Source organism: Rhizobium leguminosarum (assembly GCF_010668065.1).
Lineage (GTDB): Bacteria > Pseudomonadota > Alphaproteobacteria > Rhizobiales > Rhizobiaceae > Rhizobium > Rhizobium leguminosarum_S.
The window spans coordinates 97,016-115,795 of record NZ_WUEN01000006.1; the positions used below are offsets into that span (position 1 = coordinate 97,016).

General features: G+C 57.7%; 17 protein-coding genes and 1 pseudogene. 15 read left to right on the forward strand and 3 right to left on the reverse strand.

All coding sequences use genetic code 11. The features are described from left to right. Window positions 1-21: 21 nt before the first annotated feature. From GR198_RS18515 to GR198_RS18525, 3 genes are all read right to left on the reverse strand, one after another. Entirely contained in the window at window positions 22-885 is an 864-nt protein-coding gene (locus GR198_RS18515; RefSeq protein ID WP_164069359.1) for an ATP-binding cassette domain-containing protein, read from the reverse strand. A 6-nt stretch (window positions 886-891) separates the two neighbouring features. Then, entirely contained in the window at window positions 892-1,992 is a 1,101-nt protein-coding gene (locus GR198_RS18520) for an ABC transporter permease (RefSeq protein WP_131588202.1), read from the reverse strand. Between the two features lie 71 nt (window positions 1,993-2,063). Continuing rightward, a complete protein-coding gene (locus GR198_RS18525; RefSeq protein WP_164069360.1) occupies window positions 2,064-3,077 on the reverse strand; it encodes a substrate-binding domain-containing protein in 1,014 nt (337 codons plus the stop codon). A 1,012-nt stretch (window positions 3,078-4,089) separates the two neighbouring features. Between GR198_RS18525 and GR198_RS18530 the strand changes: the two genes are divergently transcribed. The 15 genes and pseudogenes from GR198_RS18530 (at window position 4,090) to ccoS (ending at window position 18,764) form a co-directional block, all read left to right on the forward strand. Continuing rightward, entirely contained in the window at window positions 4,090-5,355 is a 1,266-nt protein-coding gene (locus GR198_RS18530) for a DegT/DnrJ/EryC1/StrS aminotransferase family protein (protein ID WP_164069361.1), read from the forward strand. Window positions 5,356-5,434: 79 nt separating this feature from the next. Further along, complete coding sequence (locus GR198_RS18535) at window positions 5,435-6,598, forward strand: MFS transporter (protein ID WP_018485030.1); 1,164 nt, start codon at window positions 5,435-5,437, stop codon at window positions 6,596-6,598. 52 nt (window positions 6,599-6,650) lie between these two features. Next, entirely contained in the window at window positions 6,651-7,382 is a 732-nt protein-coding gene (locus tag GR198_RS18540) for a gluconate 2-dehydrogenase subunit 3 family protein (protein ID WP_018485029.1), read from the forward strand. Between the two features lie 45 nt (window positions 7,383-7,427). After that, the gene (locus GR198_RS18545; protein WP_131588199.1) at window positions 7,428-9,212 is read left to right on the forward strand and encodes a GMC family oxidoreductase; all 1,785 of its coding nucleotides are present in this window, start codon (window positions 7,428-7,430) and stop codon (window positions 9,210-9,212) included. A gap of 3 nt (window positions 9,213-9,215) precedes the next feature. Beyond that, complete coding sequence (locus GR198_RS18550; protein ID WP_018485027.1) at window positions 9,216-9,668, forward strand: c-type cytochrome; 453 nt, start codon at window positions 9,216-9,218, stop codon at window positions 9,666-9,668. A 146-nt stretch (window positions 9,669-9,814) separates the two neighbouring features. Next, window positions 9,815-9,961, forward strand: a pseudogene (locus GR198_RS36445) (IS91 family transposase); the annotation flags it as partial. 571 nt (window positions 9,962-10,532) lie between these two features. Beyond that, window positions 10,533-12,155: a cytochrome-c oxidase, cbb3-type subunit I gene (ccoN, locus tag GR198_RS18560; protein ID WP_131588197.1), complete on the forward strand. Its 1,623-nt coding sequence runs from the start codon at window positions 10,533-10,535 to the stop codon at window positions 12,153-12,155. An 8-nt stretch (window positions 12,156-12,163) separates the two neighbouring features. Continuing rightward, the gene (gene ccoO, locus GR198_RS18565; protein ID WP_164069362.1) at window positions 12,164-12,898 is read left to right on the forward strand and encodes a cytochrome-c oxidase, cbb3-type subunit II; all 735 of its coding nucleotides are present in this window, start codon (window positions 12,164-12,166) and stop codon (window positions 12,896-12,898) included. Between the two features lie 8 nt (window positions 12,899-12,906). Next, entirely contained in the window at window positions 12,907-13,059 is a 153-nt protein-coding gene (locus GR198_RS18570; RefSeq protein ID WP_003549664.1) for a CcoQ/FixQ family Cbb3-type cytochrome c oxidase assembly chaperone, read from the forward strand. Window position 13,060: 1 nt separating this feature from the next. Further along, window positions 13,061-13,924, forward strand: coding sequence for a cytochrome-c oxidase, cbb3-type subunit III (ccoP, locus tag GR198_RS18575; protein ID WP_164069363.1), 864 nt, complete (start codon window positions 13,061-13,063; stop codon window positions 13,922-13,924). Window positions 13,925-13,934: 10 nt separating this feature from the next. Further along, window positions 13,935-14,108 (forward strand): hypothetical protein, encoded by a 174-nt coding sequence (locus tag GR198_RS35430; protein ID WP_018481651.1) that lies wholly within the window; start codon window positions 13,935-13,937, stop codon window positions 14,106-14,108. Window positions 14,109-14,276: 168 nt separating this feature from the next. Next, window positions 14,277-15,845: a cytochrome c oxidase accessory protein CcoG gene (ccoG, locus tag GR198_RS18580; protein ID WP_164069364.1), complete on the forward strand. Its 1,569-nt coding sequence runs from the start codon at window positions 14,277-14,279 to the stop codon at window positions 15,843-15,845. Further along, entirely contained in the window at window positions 15,842-16,327 is a 486-nt protein-coding gene (locus tag GR198_RS18585) for a FixH family protein (RefSeq protein ID WP_164069365.1), read from the forward strand. The genes ccoG and GR198_RS18585 overlap by 4 nt, the downstream gene beginning before the upstream one ends. Beyond that, entirely contained in the window at window positions 16,324-18,609 is a 2,286-nt protein-coding gene (locus GR198_RS18590) for a cation-translocating P-type ATPase (RefSeq protein ID WP_164069366.1), read from the forward strand. Before GR198_RS18585 ends, GR198_RS18590 begins: the two co-directional genes overlap by 4 nt. Continuing rightward, window positions 18,606-18,764 carry a cbb3-type cytochrome oxidase assembly protein CcoS gene (ccoS, locus tag GR198_RS18595; RefSeq protein WP_003549679.1) on the forward strand — a complete coding sequence of 53 codons (159 nt, stop codon included), beginning with the start codon at window positions 18,606-18,608 and terminating at the stop codon, window positions 18,762-18,764. The genes GR198_RS18590 and ccoS overlap by 4 nt, the downstream gene beginning before the upstream one ends. The last annotated feature ends 16 nt before the right edge of the window (window positions 18,765-18,780 follow it).

An 18,780-nucleotide genomic window follows, 5' to 3' on the forward strand; every position in this document is an offset into this window, starting at 1 on the left:
ACTTTTTCTAAAACGTAGCACTTAGCCCACATGGGCAACAAGGTCAGTGAGGTCATCGAGATTGACTTCGGCGCGCCTGAAGGTGCCAACAACCTTTCCCTGCGAGAGGACAACAAGATCGTCAGCGACCGCTAGGGCGTGCCGGAAGTTATGGGTGATGAAAATGACGGCCTGACCTTGGTCGCGGGCAGTGACGATATGATCGAGAACCTTGCCCGCCTGCCGCACCGCTAAGGCCGATGTCGGCTCGTCGAGAATGAGGAGAGAGGATCCAAAATACATGGCCCTGGCGATAGCGAGCGACTGGCGCTCGCCACCGGATATGTTTGCTCCTCTTTCGTCCAACCCGCGCTCCCAGCGCACGCCTAACCGATGAAGAGCCGACTGCGCCATCTCATTTGCGCGTTTTAGATCGAGCCATTTGAACGGGCCTAAACCTCGTTGCGGTTCTCGTCCGAGAACGATGTTACGGGTGACGGAGAGAAGTTCGCAAACCGCCAAATCCTGAAACACCGTGGCGACGCCACGTTCACGCGCGTCCTTCGGATTGCGGAAAACAATGGCTTCCCCATTGAAGCGCAGCTCGCCGCGATCCGCTGGAAATACTCCGGAAAGGATTTTGATCAACGTGGACTTGCCCGCTCCATTGTCGCCTAAAAGGGCAAGAATACGACCCGAGTAGGCTTTGAGAGACACATCCACCAACGCCGTGGTCGCGCCAAAGCCCTTCGATAGTCCGATGGCTTCAATGACCGGCACGTCTGCCGGTTTAATTGGCTCAATCTGGCGCGTGAGCCCCCTCATATCATCGCTGCCGCTGCCTGCGGGTAAGGCACGAGTAGCGACCGCTGCCTGGCTGTCATTAGAGATCACGTCCTTGCTCATTTCAATTCATCCGTTCGTGTTCTTGCTGATCGCGGTCTGGGCGTTGATTGCTGCGTCTGCTGTCGAACTGTCCCGACGATAGCCCGACAAAGGTCGCGACTTTGACATCCGCTTGCTGATCGATGTATTGAGGATGACGGCACCAACCACGATCATTCCGGTGAGGGTCTTGAAGAGATGACCCGGGGCTCCCGCGAGAACCAGCCCGACCTGGATCATTCCGAAGGTAACGGCGCCCAGGATCGTTCCAATAACGCTACCATAGCCACCGGAGAGGAGTGTCCCCCCGATCACTGTCACTGCGACCGCTTGAAGTTCGAAACCTTCGCCCCGCAGCGCATCTACGGATCCAAAGCGTGCAACCTGAATTATTCCTGCGATGGCAGCCAGCGCGGAGCAGATCATGAAGACGATGATGGTGACCCTATCGACCGGTACGCCGAGATTCCTGGCCGCGTTCTCGTTCTGGCCCCGTGCTTGGATCCAGTTACCGAGTTTCGTACGGGAGAGCAGAAGCGTCCCTGAAATCCCTATCAAGAGAAACCATAACATCGACATACGAAAATCGCTGATCAACGGTCCGGCCATCGTCGCCCGGAAGCTTGCAGGGATCTCCACCGTCATCGGAAATCCGCCGGTAAGCGCAATCAAAACACCGCGCCAAATGAGCATTGTGCCAAGCGTCACCACGAAAGAGTGGATGCGGAAACGCACAACCATGTATCCGTTGACCGCCCCCAGCGCTGCGCCGGCGGCGATCGCGACGGCCGATGCCGAAACTGGATCAAATCCATAATCGCGCATCAATACAACACAAACGTAAGATGTGAGGCCGAGTACAGCGCCGACCGAAAGATCGAAATGACCGCAGATCATCAACAGCGTGGCGCCGATAGACACGATCCCGAGTTCAGCAGCGATCGCCATGATGCTGATATAAGTAATCTTGGTCGGAAACAGCTGCGGCGCGAGTAGGGAAAACAGGATGAAAAGGATGACAACGGCAGCGACCGATGTTGCTTCAGGCCGAAGCATGAAGCGACGGAACGCTTCAGCGCAAGCGATGCTGCGTGTAGGGGCGTGGGCGAGGTGGACTTCGTCGGACATTTTGGCCTCCCGCCAAATTGATTAGAAGATTGCGACCCGGCGAAATGACCGGGTCGCTCCCAGACTATCGCTCAACGATAACCCTTGCCCACCAGCGCCTGAACCTTCTCAACGTTGGTCTTGTCCACGATCGTCGGGCCGGTCAGGAAGTAGTTTCCTTCGAGCAAGCCATATTTCAGGTAGTGAGTGAGCAGCAGAACAGGCATGTAGCCGCGCCAGAACTGCTGCTGGTCGATCGTGAAAGCCTGCCGCCCATCACTGATCGCCGTGAGCGATTGTGCATTGATGTCGTAGCCGGTCAGGATCAGGTCGTTCCGTCCGCTGTCCGCTTTCGCCGTCAGGAAGCCGTCCACCACGTCACATGTGCTCGTCGCGGCGACTGTGTCAGGGTTGCGACGCAGATAGTTGGATAGGGTTTCGGCCTGCTGGCCCGGATCCATTGACATTTCCAGGAAGTCCGCCGTGATCCCACCGGCTTTGAGGGCATCTATTTCGGAGGTTGCACGCAGCTGGCAAGTTGCGTCACCGGGTTGCTGATTGGCAACAACCACGCGTCCTTTTACGCCCATGTCGCGCAGACGTCGGGCCGACAGCTGTCCGGCGGCGCCTTCGTCAGAACCGGCGCGGAAGAGAAAAATATCGTCCGGCTTTCGGATGTGCGACCCCGGCGGAGGCGCCGCGGCGCTGCCGAACGCGATCCCGGCTTCTTTGGCTCGTGCAGCCACATCGGCATAGGCGGCGTCGTCGGCGAAAGCGCAAACCGCGATACCGTCCGCCTGCGCTGCCATGGCTTCCTCGATCTTTTGGATCTGGTTGGGAATTGTCAGCTGGTCGGGATAGATATAGTTGACCTTGACTCCAAGGTTTTTTCCGGCCTCTTCAGCGCCGCGCGCAAGATAGCCGTGGAAGCCGGTTGGCGCCGCACACCCGACGAAGTAGATGGAAATATTTTCTTCGGCAGATGCAGGTGCTGCATTTGAAATGCAGATGAGCATAAGCGCCCATGCCAATGTGCTGGGGGCTGTAAGGGCTTTACTAGCCGACATCATTGCGCAGTTGTTTAGTAGCGGTTTTAACGCTTGCATTGTTGTTCCCTTTGTTCTTCCGCGCAAGTGTAATTCAGTCGCGGGTTTGGGAACATTAGACAGTATTGGGTCGATAAGTAGAACCGTTTCTGAACGATTTCTTAGGTCCACATCCGGCCCGTGGCGGCGAGCGTTATCGGAGCTAACGAAAGCCTTTGACGATGAGTGGAGCATGCTGGCAGCACGCAGCTTTGCGAGGGAGATCGAGCTGGGCATGAGCCGGCAGCCCGTAATTCGTACATTATTGGCGGCGGATCGGTGCGGAAACGCCACATCAGGCAGATTAAAAAACGTACGGAGATAGCATTTCGCGAGCACGGTGAACGCGTGCGGCAGAGTAATAAACAGCTCGCGCGAAGACCGCCGTCATACAAATGAGGCCGAACGGGGCGCGAAAGCCCTCTCCCAGAGATGGAAACCGCAGAACTCAAGATGGGTTTCGACTTACCTGTGTCGGGGCAACTGAAGACAACAATCTGGACATGAGCACGTCCAATGTCGGACATCCAACACCGCCAAGCGCGAAACTCCCCGTCATTTCCGATGCGGGTCTGGTTGGCACGAGCAGTGCTAAGAGTAGGCCGAGGATGCACCAACCAGACAGAGGATAGATAGAGATGCCCTCAAGCCCGAACTTTCGGGTTCTCTCTGCGGACCCAAGCGAAACCCGGACGCTGCATCCGTGGCCGATTCTGACGGGAGCGATCTACCGGAAAGTCATCGTGTGTATTTCGCCTGGTGAACTATCCGGCTCGGGTCGGGAAGTCATTAATGAGTTTGAAAAGAAGTGGAGAATTGGATCGGCAGTGGGCATGTCGTCTCGACAAATAGCGGTACTGCCGCGCCGATGATAGCTCTACACGATCATTGTCCAATGTCGGACATACGACGCAGCTCAGTTCGAATTTCCTCTTTATTTTCAATGGAAATCTGGTTGGCACGAGATGTGCTCAGTATGGAAGCGGGCAACATTGACGCCCGGGATGCACCAACCCACACGGGGGTAAATTAAATGCCATCAAAGCCAAATTTTCAGGTTCCCTCTGCGGAGCCAAACGGAACCCGGACGCTGCATCGGTGGCCGATTTTAACGGGAGCGAACTACCGGAAAGTCATCGCGTGTATTTCGTCTGGTGAACTTTCCGGCTCGGGTCTGGAAGTCATTAATGAGTTTGAAAAGACGGTGGAGAATTGGATCGGCGGCGGTCATGTCGTCTCGACAAATAGCGGCACTACCGCGCTGATGGTGGCCCTCCTGACGCTCGGCGTTGGGCCGGAAGACGTTGTTCTTGTGCCTTCCTACACCTGGAGCGCCACTGCATTTGCAGCGACTCTTATCGGCGCCATTCCCCGCTTCGTCGACATTGATAGCGACACCTACAATCTCTCTACCGAGGCAGTGGCTAAAGCGATTACGCCGGACGTCAAGGCAATCATCGTCGTTCATATGCATGGCCTGAGCTGCGAAATGGACGAGATTACCGCCATTGCGCGGGAGAAAGGAGTTCCCATCATTGAGGACTGCGCCCAGGCCCACGGCGCACTCTATAAGAAACAGTATGTCGGGACTCTCTCTGACATCGGCTGCTTCAGCATGCAGAAAAGCAAGCATTTCTCCGCCGGCGACGGTGGCTTCCTTGTGACGAGAAATGCCGCCCTTGCCCAAAAGGCACGCGATATCTGCAACTTCGGCCTTCCTACGCCAAAGCATAATTATCACTTTGAGGAGGGGCTGCGGGAAGGATATGCCGTCTTTCGTGAGTGCGAGCAGATCGGCGGCATGTTTAGGTTAAACCCGCTTTCGGCGGCTCTGGTGATCAATCAGCTAGAGCATCTCGATCAACGGATAGAATGGCTCCAGGAGGCTATGAAGCCACTCGTTGCAGAGGCGGCACAAGTTCCCTTTCTCAAAATCACCCAGCCCGGCTCCCACCAAACGCATGTTTGGCACAAGATCCGCGTCGGTATCGACTATGGGGCAGTCGATCACTACGGGAGATCAATGGCGGACATCAGACAAGGGCTGCGCAACACTCTTGCTAGGAGCGGCATTCCGAGCACGCTGTGGACAGCACCTATACTCCCGCTTCAGAAGGTGTTCAGGCCGTATGCGGGCACGATCGACTGGACCAAAACTGCGGGGCACCTTGCAATCGAAAACTCGTTCATCGTTTTCGACGAGAAGTACCCATTGATTGCCCAGGATCCCTCAACCATGACGGCTCTCGTTTCGAAGCTCAGGCAAGTCTGGAGCGATTACTTTGCCTCATTAGAATAGACAAGCAACCCACGGGCCTGATGGTTCTGGCAGCTCTACGCAGGTCCTGATCATCTCGACAACGGAAGCGGAGCCTCCAATGAGTAACGCTCGCATATTTGTTCCCCAAAAGCGAGTCATGGCGGTGGCTTTCCAGTTCTTTATAAACGGAGTGGTATATGGCACCTGGGCGACAAACATACTTCATATCCGACGGTCGTTTGGTCTGAGCGAATTCGGGCTCAGCATCGTGTTCCTAACAATGGGAGCCGCAGCGGTGTTGATCATGTCGCTCACGGGTTATCTCGTGCAGATTTTCGGGAGCCGGCGGATATCGATCCTGTCCTGCCTATTCTTTCCAGCTGCGCTATGTTTTGTGTTTGTAGCTCCAAACCACATCGCCCTCCTGGTCGGCGTCGGCCTGTTCGGCGCCGCGAACGGCTCAATGGACGTTTCGATGAACGACCAGGGCACCAATCTTGGTAAGAGAGGAAGCGATCCCGTCATATCGCTACTGCATGGTTTCTCCAGCATTGGAGCGCTTGCGGGTTCACTTCTGTCCTACTGGTGGATTGGTAGAGGCTATCATCCGCTGGTCCAGGCCATTGCCTTGCTGGTTGGCACTCTAATGCTTTCTTGGCGACTCTTCCCACACCTTGATCTGGACGCTGATCGGAGCAGGATCAGTCTGGAGTTAGGGGCATTGGGCAACGGCAGGCTCATTTTGCTCGGATTCCTGTCATTCCTCACCATGATGAGCGATGGAGCAATCGCCGATTGGAGCACGATCTATCTAGAGGACTACTGGCCAACGTCGCCTCAGACTGCCGTCCTGGGTTACCTGGCCTTTGCGGTCTTTATGATCGTCGGCCGGATCTCAGGAGACCGCATCGGAAGCGTTATCGGTGATCGCGCCATGATTGCGATTAGCGGCGGCCTCATGTCGGCGGGCATGACAATAGCATTGTCAATCCCGTTTTTCGCAGCTGCGCTCGCCGGCTTTTCCTTACTGGGCATAGGCATGGCTAACCTAGTGCCTATCATCTTCAGAAATGCAAGTGAGGTGGTGCCAGACGGTCTCGGGACCGCATTTGTGTCGGTCTGCGGCTATTCCGGATTTCTCGTCGGTCCACCCATCATTGGTGGCGCGGCCGGCGCAGTGGGGCTCAACAAAGCCTTGCTGATCGTCAGTGCGGTCGGAGCGACGCTGGCGTATGCATCGGTCCTTTTTCAAGGACGCAAACGCCCGCCCGCTTCACGCTGATGGCCTTGGGATGAGCCGCAATAAGCTATTGTTGCAAAAGGGAAGATTCAATATGAAAAGGAGAGACGTACTAACCCTCATCGGGGCGCTCGTTGCCGCCGGTCCGATCGGATGCAAGCCCGCCTGTGGCGAGGAAATGAGTGGATACCCCACCGGGACTGACTCAAATAAAAGATCCCCCCTGAAGTCGATCGAGCACGGGGGTTTTCGCAAGGCTCTCATGGATGATGAGGACGTGAGGACCCTAAAGGCGGTATTCGATCGTCTGATTCCCGAAGATCAGTTTGGACCATCAGCATCGAAAGTTGGATGCCTTGATTTCCTCGACGCACAACTTACCGGCGGGTACGGGGAAGCCTCGACGCTCTATCGAGAAGGACCTGAGCAACCGCACGAAGAGCAAATGCTTCAGAAGGCCCAATTTATCGCCACACCGCGCGAGCGATACCGTGCCGGCCTCCAAGCGCTGCGAGCTTATACCTTAGAAACGGACAGCGCGTCCTTCGCCGACCTGCCGCCGAGCCGCCAGGATGAAATTCTAGCAGGTATGGAGCAGGGCACGATCAAATTGGGAACGGCCCTCAATGCTAGAGCTTTTTTCGAACTTATGTTGACCAATGTCCGCGAGGGTTATTTCGCCGATCCGTACTATGGCGGGAACAAAGATATGGCGGGCTGGAAGATGATCGGCTTCCCCGGTGCTCGCTACGATTACAGAGCTTACACCGACCGGACAGGACAGAAGCTCAATCTGGTCCCCGTCAGTCTCGTTCCGAAGAACTGAGGAAGCGTTTTCTCTGCTTCCTGCAATTATCGAGGTTCAACAAGTATGACCACCAGACGCACCAATCCCAAGGTTGACGCTGTCATCGTCGGGTTCGGCTGGGCAGGTTCGCTCATGGCCGCGGAACTTTCCCGCGCAAATATGAACGTCGTCGCGATTGACCGCGGTCCTTGGCGAGATACCTTTCCAGATACGCCGCTTACGGCTGATCCCGACGAGTTGCGCTGGAAAACGCGCAGGGAGCTGCTCGCACCGCCGCACGACACCACTCTCACCATGCGCAACACGTTGGACCAGACGGCCGTGCCACAGCGTGACTTCGGTATTTCGGAGCTCGGCGGAGGCGTCGGGGGCCAGGGGTTCCAATGGGCAGGAATGGCCTGGCGCTTCAATCCCTGGGACTTTCGGGTTCGTAGCGAAACGATCGAACGCTATGGCATGGCCCGCGCTGAAGACGGGGAATTGCAGTTGCAGGACTGGGGCATCACCTACGCTGAACTGGAACCCGACTATGATCGTTGGGAGCAAATTGCAGGCGTAGCCGGTCAGGCAGGCAACCTCAGGGGCAAGCTCACAAGCAGGGGCAATCCCTTCGAAGGGCCGCGGTCGCGGGAATACCCGACACCGAAGCTGAAAACGCTCCGCATGATGGAGATTTTCAACAAGGCGACATCGGAGATGGGTCTTCACCCTTTTACTATTCCCTGTGCGAATGTCTCGCAGGCTTATGTCAATCCGCTCGGTGTTACGATGGCGCCATGTACCTATTGCGGCTTTTGTCCGTCCTACGGGTGCGGCAACTATTCGAAGGCAAGTCCACAGACGTGCGTCTTTCCAGCTCTGTTGAATAATAACCCCAACTTCAGGCTCATCACCAACGCATGTGTCACGCGCGTCAACAAAGCTGCTGACGGAAAATCTGTGACCGGCGTGACCTATATCGACCAGAACGGTAGCGAGGTTCTGCAGCCGGCCGATATCATTTGTCTAACGGCTTTCCAAATGGAAAACGTTCGACTAATGCTTCTGTCGGGCATAGGCAAGCCGTATGACCCGCTCACAAGCGAAGGCGTCGTCGGCCGCAATTTCAGCTTCCAGACCGTGTCGGGGGCAGATCTCTGGTTCGAGGAAGACCACATCAATCCGTTCATCGGGGCCGGTGGCCTAGGCTCTCAAATCGACGACTACAACAGCGACAATTTCGACCACTCGTCACTCGATTTCATCGGTGGGGCGGGCATCCTGACTCTTTCGCGCGACGGCACACCGATTGCCAACGCCAACAAGCTACCACCGGGCACGCCACGCTGGGGCTCGGGCTTCAAGAGAGCTTATTCGAACTACTACCAGAACTATGGAGTCCTGTTCAATCAAGGGACATCGATGCCGATCAAGCGTGGGTACCTTGATCTCGATCCCACCTACAAGGATCCCTTCGGCCTTCCGCTGTTACGTCTGACATACGACTATGCCCGAAATGACCGCGCCATGGCGACGTTCACCATGAATCGCGCGATACAAATCGGCAAGCGAATGGGCGCATCGCAGTTCAGCGCCTTCAACTTCGCCGAGAAACCATTCACCACGGCGATCGGCGCGTCAAACCATACGATAGGTGGCGCCGTCATGGGGGCCGACCCGACCAGTTCGGCGGTAAATTCGTACCTTCAAAGCTGGGACTGCCACAACGTCTTCGTCGTCGGTGCATCGGCCTTTCCCAACAACGGTGGGTACAATCCGACGGGAACCGTGGGCGCGCTGGCGTTACGCGCGGCGCGCGCGATCTGCGGAAATTACGCTCGCAAACCCGGCGCATTGCAGAAGGGCTGACCAATGGCGGAGTGGAAAAACATTATTGGTGCGCTCGTCGTTGCGGCCTTCGGTGGCTCAGTCCACCAGGCGGGCAATCTCTTCGTTTTAAGTCGATCGCTCGTCGTTGATTCCACCCGCGCCCCGATGCCCATTTCTTCCTGCGCAATGACACAGGCAGCACTTAGCTACGAGGTGAATTGTTCGACTTGCCACGGCGCTCGGGGCGAAGGCATCGAGTCAATGATCCCATCGCTTGCCGGGAACGGTGTCCCTAAGGCTAAGCATCTGATTGAAATGATCATTGCCGGCACAACCGGCGGGCAGGGGGGAGTTCACATGCCGCCGTTTGGGTGGAAAATGAGCAATGAAGAAATCGCGCGACTGGCAAATTACGTTCTCAGCAACTGGGGCGGTGCCGCCATTTGCGTCACAGCTGAAGATGTCGCCAACGTGCGAGAGGCACTCCCGGGGTGATAACGGTGGATTAGCAGGCCGTTGGGACGAAAAGACTGACGATCCGCTACGAAATCCGCAGGTCGCCGTAGAAGCCACTCGTTAGGACGACAGCTAGGACCGATCGACATTCAGGATTGAACAAAGCCGCTATCGCGGCATTTGGCCGGACCGCTCGCCTCGGCGGGCATGTCCAGCGGTGTCAGGACTGCGCGGCGTTCCGCAATCGCCTTCCAGAACAAAAATGCCGTTCACACGATCTCTTTCGCGCCGTCGCCGAAACGCTGCGCAGGCTTGCTGCCGAACGCAGTCACCAGCCGTAGATGTGTCGAGAACCTGACGAAGATGATTAATGTGTCGACTTCTACCACCATTGGCCAACCACCGCTGGACTGCTCCCATTTCGGCCAGACACCCAACATAAGCAGGAAGGGAAAGGCGTTGTCGCTCACGCGTAGTCCGTTGGCCAACGTTTTGCGGTGACTCCATAGCCAATCGGAAAGCTCCGAAGCTCTCTCTTCAGTATTCCATATGTTAAATGGATTGCCCCTGTCGTTGGGTGTTCACCCATAAACCTGGCCCATAGCTCGTTCCTTCAATTGCAAGGAAATGATGAACCGTCAAAACCCGGGATTGAACGCTCAAACGCAAATGAGCCTCCGAGTGGGCTTGCCCAAGGGCAACAATGGATGACGCGACGTGAACTTGACGGTGGAGTAGTCAGCATGTGTCAACGGATCAAGAGCCTTTGCATTTATAGCCGCAGCGTCGTCCCGTCTTTCTGTCCTCTCGTTGATGTGGATCAAGGAGCATTTTGCGGCTTCGTGACAGTGCTGGCGAGAAAGACGGCCGCGACGCGGTCGTCGGCGTACTGGGGACGACATCATGAATTACACAACGGAAACGATGGTGATCGCGGTCGCGGCGTTTCTCGCGCTGCTAGTAGCCGCATTCGCGCGTGATCATCTCTTTGCGGTCCATATGGGCATACTTTGCCTCTGCCTCGTTATGGGGGCTGTGCTGATGGTCAGGAAGGTCGACTTTTCGCCGGCAGGCCAACAGCGCAAAGTCGATAAGTCCGGCTATTTCGACGAGGTGATACGGCATGGCTTGATCGCCACGGTGTTTTGGGGCGTGGTTGGTTTTCTGGTTGGCGTGATCATCGCGCTGCAACTGGCCTTTCCTGACCTCAACATCGCCCCTTATCTCAATTTCGGGAGGCTGCGGCCCGTTCACACGTCGGCGGTCATCTTCGCCTTCGGCGGCAACGCGCTAATCATGACGTCGTTCTACGTGGTGCAACGCACCTGTCGCGCGCGTCTTTTCGGCGGCAACCTGGCCTGGTTCGTATTCTGGGGTTACCAGCTTTTCATCGTTATGGCTGCGACCGGATATGTTCTCGGAATCACCCAGGCCCGTGAATATGCCGAACCTGAGTGGTACGTCGACCTCTGGCTGACGATCGTTTGGGTCGCCTATCTCGCAGTGTATCTTGGGACGATCCTGAAGCGCAAAGAGCCGCACATCTACGTGGCAAACTGGTTCTATCTTGCCTTCATCGTCACCATTGCGATGCTGCACGTGGTCAACAACCTGGCGGTTCCGGCCTCGTTTCTTGGCTCCAAAAGCTATTCCGCCTTCTCGGGCGTCCAGGACGCACTGACCCAATGGTGGTACGGCCACAACGCCGTCGGCTTCTTCCTCACCGCCGGCTTCCTGGGCATGATGTACTATTTCGTGCCGAAGCAGGCCAACCGACCCGTCTATTCATATCGGCTTTCGATCATCCACTTCTGGGCGCTGATCTTCATGTACATCTGGGCCGGTCCGCATCATCTGCATTACACGGCGCTGCCCGACTGGGCCCAGACGCTCGGCATGGTTTTCTCGATAATGCTCTGGATGCCCTCCTGGGGCGGCATGATCAACGGTCTCATGACCCTTTCAGGCGCCTGGGACAAGATCCGCACCGATCCGATCATCCGTATGATGATCGTCGCCATCGCCTTTTACGGGATGTCGACCTTCGAAGGCCCGATGATGTCGGTGAAAACCGTCAATTCGCTCAGCCACTATACCGAATGGACGATCGGTCACGTTCATTCCGGCGCTCTCGGCTGGGTGGGAATGATCACCTTCGGGGCGATCTACTACCTGACGCCGAAACTCTGGGGACGCGAGCGTCTCTACAGCCTGCGGATGGTCAACTGGCACTTCTGGCTCGCAACCCTCGGGATCGTCGTCTACGCCGCCGTGCTTTGGGTTGCCGGCATCCAGCAGGGGCTCATGTGGCGCGAGTACAATTCCCAGGGCTTCCTCGTCTATTCCTTCGCGGAGACGGTCGCGGCGATGTTCCCCTACTACGTGCTGCGCGCCGTGGGCGGAACCCTTTACCTGGCGGGTGGTCTCGTCATGGCCTGGAACGTGTTCATGACGATCCGCGGCCATCTGCGCGACGAAGCTGCGATCCCAACCACTTTCGTGCCCCAAGCACAGCCTGCCGAATGAGGTGAGACATGGCATCGATACTTGATAAACATCAGATCCTCGAGAAGAACGCGACGCTTCTTCTCGTCGGCTCGCTGCTCGTCGTGAGCATCGGCGGCATCGTCGAAATCGCGCCGCTTTTCTATCTGCAGAACACGATTGAAAAGGTGGAAGGCATACGGCCGTATACGCCGCTCGAGCTGGCCGGACGAAACATCTACATCCGCGAAGGCTGCTACCTCTGCCATAGCCAGATGATCAGGCCGTTCCGCGACGAGGTCGAACGTTACGGCCATTATTCGCTCGCGGCCGAGTCGATGTACGACCATCCTTTCCAATGGGGATCCAAGCGAACCGGGCCGGATCTAGCCCGTGTCGGCGCACGCTACTCCAACGAATGGCATGTCCAGCATCTCGCGGATCCACGGGCAGTCGTGCCGGAGTCGATCATGCCAAGTTACGCCTTCCTCAAAGAACAGAGGGTGACGGTCAAGGACGTGGGAATGGACCTGAAGGCCAACGAGGATGTGGGCGTGCCTTATAACGACGACATGCTGGCGAACGCAGAGGCCGACATGAAGGCCCAAGCCGATCCGAACGCAGATACGACGGCGCTGCTTGCCCGCTATCCGAAGGCGAAGACCGGCGATTTCGACGGCGATCCTGCTGCGCTGACCGAAATGGATGCCTTGGTGTCCTACCTGCAGATGCTCGGAACGTTGGTCGATTTCTCGACCTACGACGATGCGACCGGCTACCGATGAGGTGATCCATGGAAACCTACACTGCAATGAGACACTTCGCCGACAGCTGGGGCCTCCTGGCAATGGCGGCATTCTTCGTCGGCGTCGTTGTGTTCACCCTTCGCCCAGGCAGCAAGCAGACGGCGAAAGAGGCCGCCGATATTCCCCTGAAGGAAGATTGAGATGTCGGAAAAACATATCGACGAATTTAGCGGCGTCGAAACGACGGGACATGAATGGGACGGCATCCGCGAACTCAACAATCCGATGCCCCGCTGGTGGGTATGGACCTTCTACGCCACAATTGTCTGGGCGTTGGGCTATGCAATCGCATATCCCGCGATCCCGATGATTACCGACGCCACGAAGGGCATGCTGGGCTTTTCCAGCCGCGCCGAGCTGCAGCAGAACCTGGATCAGGCCAAGGCATCGCAGACGACGCTTCATGATCTGATCGCCGCCAAGACGGTACACGAGATCGATTCCGATTCTGCCCTTCGCGAATTTGCGATCGCCGGCGGCGCATCTGCATTCAAGGTGAACTGCGCGACATGCCATGGCTCGGGAGCAAGCGGCGGCCCGGGATTTCCGAACCTCAACGACGACGACTGGCTGTGGGGCGGAGACCTGGATGCCATCCAGGCGACGATCGCCCATGGGATTCGTTTCGACGGGGATACGGACACTCATGCGTCCGAGATGCCGCCGTTTGCCGATGTTCTGGATCCCCTCCAGACAAGACAGGTCGCGGCTTACGTCTGGGGACTGACCAATACACCGTCGGACCCCGGTCTCGCAGAGGCCGGAAAACAGGTCTTCCTCGATAACTGTGCCGCATGTCACGGCGACGACGCCAAAGGAAAGGCCGACATGGGCGCGCCGGATCTCGCCGATGCGATCTGGCTGAAGGCACGCGGCGAGGATGCGATCATGCGCCAGGTAGCCGCTCCCAAACACGGCGTCATGCCTGCTTGGGCAGGGCGTCTCGGCGACACGACGGTCAAGGAACTGACGATCTTCGTCCATTCGCTCGGCGGCGGAACCTAAGGAGGATGCCATGTCAGATCATGACCACAATCCAATCCTCGGCCTCTACGGCACGCCGCGCGCCGACATCCGATCGCGTATATCGGAGCGCGCTGGGACGATGCCCCCATTATACGATCACGACGATCCGGCAAAGATCGGCAGTTCGACCCGCCTCAAAAACCACCAGCAGACAAGCCGTTAACCGCAATTTTGTCGAGGACGTCCCAGCTGTGGTTGTTCCCCGCAGCTCAGGGCCACGCCTCTCCAGAGGCGTGGCGTTTCGCTTCGCGGGAAGGCCCTCGCTCTTGATCTGCATCAAGGACGGATGCGCGGCAGATGGGACAACGGCAGGTGAAATCGGATAGGTCCCATGAACCTCTACACTGCATCAGATCCCGAAAACATCAAAAGGCTCAGTGTCAAGCCGGTCAATGCCCGTCGCAATCGACAGCCTCTCTACGCACCTCGAAAGAAGGTTTTTCCCAGGCGTACAGAGGGACGTTTCCGTCGGTTCAAGTGGATCGTGATGCTGATCACCCTCGGCATCTACTATCTCGCGCCATGGATTCGCTGGGATCGCGGTCCTTACGCGCCTGACCAGGCAATCCTCATCGACCTGTCTTCACGGCGCTTTTTCTTTTTCTTCATCGAAATCTGGCCTCAGGAATTTTATTATGTGGCGGGTCTCCTCGTCATGGCGGGGTTCGGCCTGTTTCTCGTCACTTCCGCGGTTGGCCGCGCATGGTGCGGTTACGCTTGTCCGCAGACCGTCTGGGTTGATCTCTTTCTCGTCGTCGAACGTGCGATCGAAGGCGATCGAAACGCGCGAATGAAGCTTGACGCTGGTCCCTTAAGCTTCGCCAAGCTGAGGAAGCGTGTCGTCAAACATTCGATCTGGCTCCTGATCGGCGTCGTCACTGGCGGAGCGTGGATCTTTTATTTTTCCGACGCGCCGAGCCTGCTTGTTTCGCTGTTCACCGGCCGCGCGCCTGCAGCCGCCTACACCACGGTCGCCATCCTTACCGCAACGACTTATGTGCTCGGCGGTCTCATGCGCGAGCAGGTGTGCACCTACATGTGTCCGTGGCCACGCATCCAGGGTGCGATGCTCGACGAAAATTCTCTCGTCGTCACCTACAATGACTGGCGGGGCGAGCAGCGGTCGCGTTACCCGAAGAAAGCTCGAGCCAAGGGCCTGCTGGTCGGGGATTGCGTCGATTGCAATGCCTGCGTGGCGGTGTGTCCGATGGGGATCGATATTCGCGACGGGCAGCGGATGGAGTGCATCACATGCGCGCTCTGCATCGACGCCTGCGACGGCGTCATGGACAAGCGCGGGAAGCCTCGCGGCCTGATCGCCTACGCCACGCTGAGCGAATATTCGAGCAACATGTCGCTTGCCACGGACGAAGGACGAACGGCCGTCCAGCCGTCCAGGGTTCGAAACGAGGATGGGGCCTTCGTTCCGGCGATCCGGTACTTCAACTGGCGTATCATCTTTCGTCCGAGAACCGTGTTTTACGCAGTCGCCTGGGCGTCGGTCGGCATGGCCATGCTCGTCCATCTCGCCTTTCGGGAGCGCCTTGAACTCAACGTCGTTCACGACCGAAACCCCCAATATGTTCTGGAAAGCGACGGCTCTCTACGGAATGGCTACACGCTTCGTGTCCTGAACATGGTGCCGACGCCGAGGGATGTGAACATAAGCCTGGTCGGGCTGGAGGGGGCGACGATGCGCATTCCTGAGTTCGCCAAGGAAGACGCTCGCAGCTTTACAGTCCATGCTGAACCCGACGCGGCCACGACGCTCAAGGTCTTCGTTACGCGCAAGCCTACCGGAGCCGCGACCAATGAATTTCTGTTCGTTATCGAAGATACCGATCATGCCGATCGGGCAACCTACCGCGCGGCGTTCAATGCACCGGGAGACATCAAATGAAGACCTCCGCTCAAGGTTTTACAGGCCTGCACATGCTGCTTTCGACCTCGGCATTCTTTTGCGTGGTGATCGCGGTAAACGTCACCATGGCCTTCTATGCCTCTTCCAGCTGGAGCGGTCTGGTCGTGGAAAACACCTATGTCGCCAGTCAGGAGTTCAACCGCAAAGCGGCGGCGATGAAGGCAATGGCCACTTCCGGCATCGAGGGCACCCTTTCCATAAAGGGGCACGAGATCCGCTACGACATTCACGACAAGAGCGGATCGCCTGCGATCGTCGACGACGTCGTTCTGAATTTCAAACGGCCCGTCGGAGACCACGAGGACTTCCACCTTACGCTCAAGAAGGCAGCCGCGGGGCGGTTCGAAGCGGAGCATGGCCTAGCCGAAGGTGACTGGATCGTCGAGGCCATCTCGCGAAACGGCGGCGTGGTCGTCATGCATGAGGCAAAACGCCTCGATACTGCGGAGTTAGGCCAATGACCTGCTGTACCATGGACGCAGAAAGCGTGCTTGCCCTCAGCACGACATCATCCAGTGCCGAAGAGGTTCGCCTTTCCAGCCAGCCGCTCGGCGAAGGATTGCGTCAGCTGGACCTGAGTGTTCCCGACGTTCACTGCGGCGGCTGCATTTCGACCATCGAAAGGGCGTTGTTGACGCTTCCCTTCGTCAAGACAGCGCGAGTCAATCTCACGGCTCGAAGGGTGACCTGCGTTTACCAGGAGGAGATCGAGACGCGTGCAACCGATCCGTCCAAGATCCTCGCAGCGATCAACTCGGCCGGATACCGCGTGCATCTCTTCACGCCCTCAGCTCCCGAGAACGACAAGACCAGAAATCAGCTTCTCCTCGCGATCGGCGTTTCCGGTTTTGCGGCCGCCAACATCATGTTGCTCTCGGTATCGGTCTGGTCGGGCGCAGATGCCGCGACGCGCGACATGTTTCATTGGATCTCGGCGATGATAGCAGCGCCCGCGCTGGTTTATGCGGGGCGCTTCTTCTTCAAATCGGCCTGGAATGCGCTCCGGCACGGGCGCACCAACATGGACGTTCCGATCTCGCTCGCCGTGACGCTCTCCTATGCCGTTTCATTATGGGAAACCGTCCATCACGGCGAGCATGCATGGTTCGATGCTTCGGTCTCGCTGCTCTTCTTCCTGCTGATCGGCAGAACCCTCGACCATGTCATGCGGGAAAAGGCTCGGGCGGCGATCAACGGACTCGCAAGACTGGCCCCGCGCGGAGCATTGCTGATCAATCCGGACGGGTCGCGACATTACATTGCGGTAGAAGAGATCGCGGCGGGGGATGAAATCTCGATAGCCGCAGGCGAACGGGTTCCCGTCGATGGCATAGTCGTCAGCGGAGAAAGCGACGTGGATCTCTCCATCGTCACCGGCGAAAGTAGCCCCGTCGCCGTTGCCATCAACAGCGAAGTGAGTTCCGGGGCAATGAATCTGACCGGCTCGCTGGTGTTGCGGGCAACGAGAATTGCCAAGAATTCGCTTCTCTCGGAGATCATCGGCCTGATGGAAGCCGCTGAGGGCGGAAGGGCTCGCTATCGCAGGATCGCCGATCGCGCTGCCGCACTCTATTCCCCGATCGTGCATCTGCTGGCGCTGGTCTCTTTCCTTGCCTGGGGCATCCTGGGCGGAGACTGGAAACAGGCCATGCTGGTCGCCGTAGCGGTGCTGATCATCACCTGCCCGTGTGCGTTGGGTCTTGCCGTGCCGGTGGTCCAGGTTGTCGCTGCGGGGGAGCTTTTCCGGAAGGGCATCATGGTGAAGGACGGTTCAGCACTCGAAAGACTGGCCGAGGCCGACACCGTGGCCTTTGACAAAACAGGCACCTTGACGATGGGCAGTCCGCGCCTTGTCGGAGTGGACACCATGGACGAGAGCGCCACTGCAATCGCCTGCGGATTGGCCGAGCATTCACGGCATCCTCTTTCTCGGGCTCTGGTGCGGGACGCCGAAACCGCCCCCATATCCTTCGACAGCGTCACGGAAATCCCCGGTGGTGGACTGAAGGCCAGGAACGGAGCGGATATCTATCGATTGGGCAACACGGCGTTTGCCGGCGGAACCAGTTTCGTGTCCCGGACTGCCGATAGTCCGTACTCGGAAGTGGTCCTGTCGAAGAATGGCGTCGATCTCGCCCGCTTCTTCTTCGACGACACGCTTCGTCCGGGTGCTTGCGAGGCCATCGACCGGCTCGGTGCAGCCGGGCTTGAAACGCTGATCGTGTCCGGCGACAGGCAGACCGTCGTCGACAATACGGCGCATGCTCTGGGTATCGACAGGGCTTTTGGCTCTCTGACGCCAAAACAGAAGGTCGAGGAATCCCAGAGGCTGAATGGCCAAGGTCGTCGCGTGCTGATGGTTGGCGACGGTATCAACGACGCCCCGGCACTTGCTGCGGCGCATGTCTCGATGGCGCCGGCCACGGCCTCCGATATCGGCAGACAGGCCGCCGACTTCGTTTTCTTCAACGATCGGCTTGACGCTGTTCCGGAAGCGATCGCCGTTGCGCGAAGATCCGCCAGCCTCATCCGGCAGAACTTCGCTCTTGCCATTGGTTACAACGTTCTGGCGGTGCCGATCGCCATCGCCGGATTGGCGACGCCGCTGATAGCGGCGGTGGCAATGTCGACATCTTCGATCATCGTCGTGACGAACGCACTGCGCTTGAACGGCTTCGGCAAGGGTCCGGATATGCACATTCGACGGGGGATCGGCAGGAGTGCGGAGGTCAAAGCCGCATGAACATGTTGATCTATCTCATACCGATCGCGCTGCTGATGGGAGGAATAGGACTCCTGGCATTCCTTTGGTCGCTGAAAAGCGGCCAGTATGACGACCTTCAAGGCGCCGCCTGGCGAATCCTCGCCGAGGACGAAACCGATCAACGAGAACCCTGACCGCACACTGGGTCCA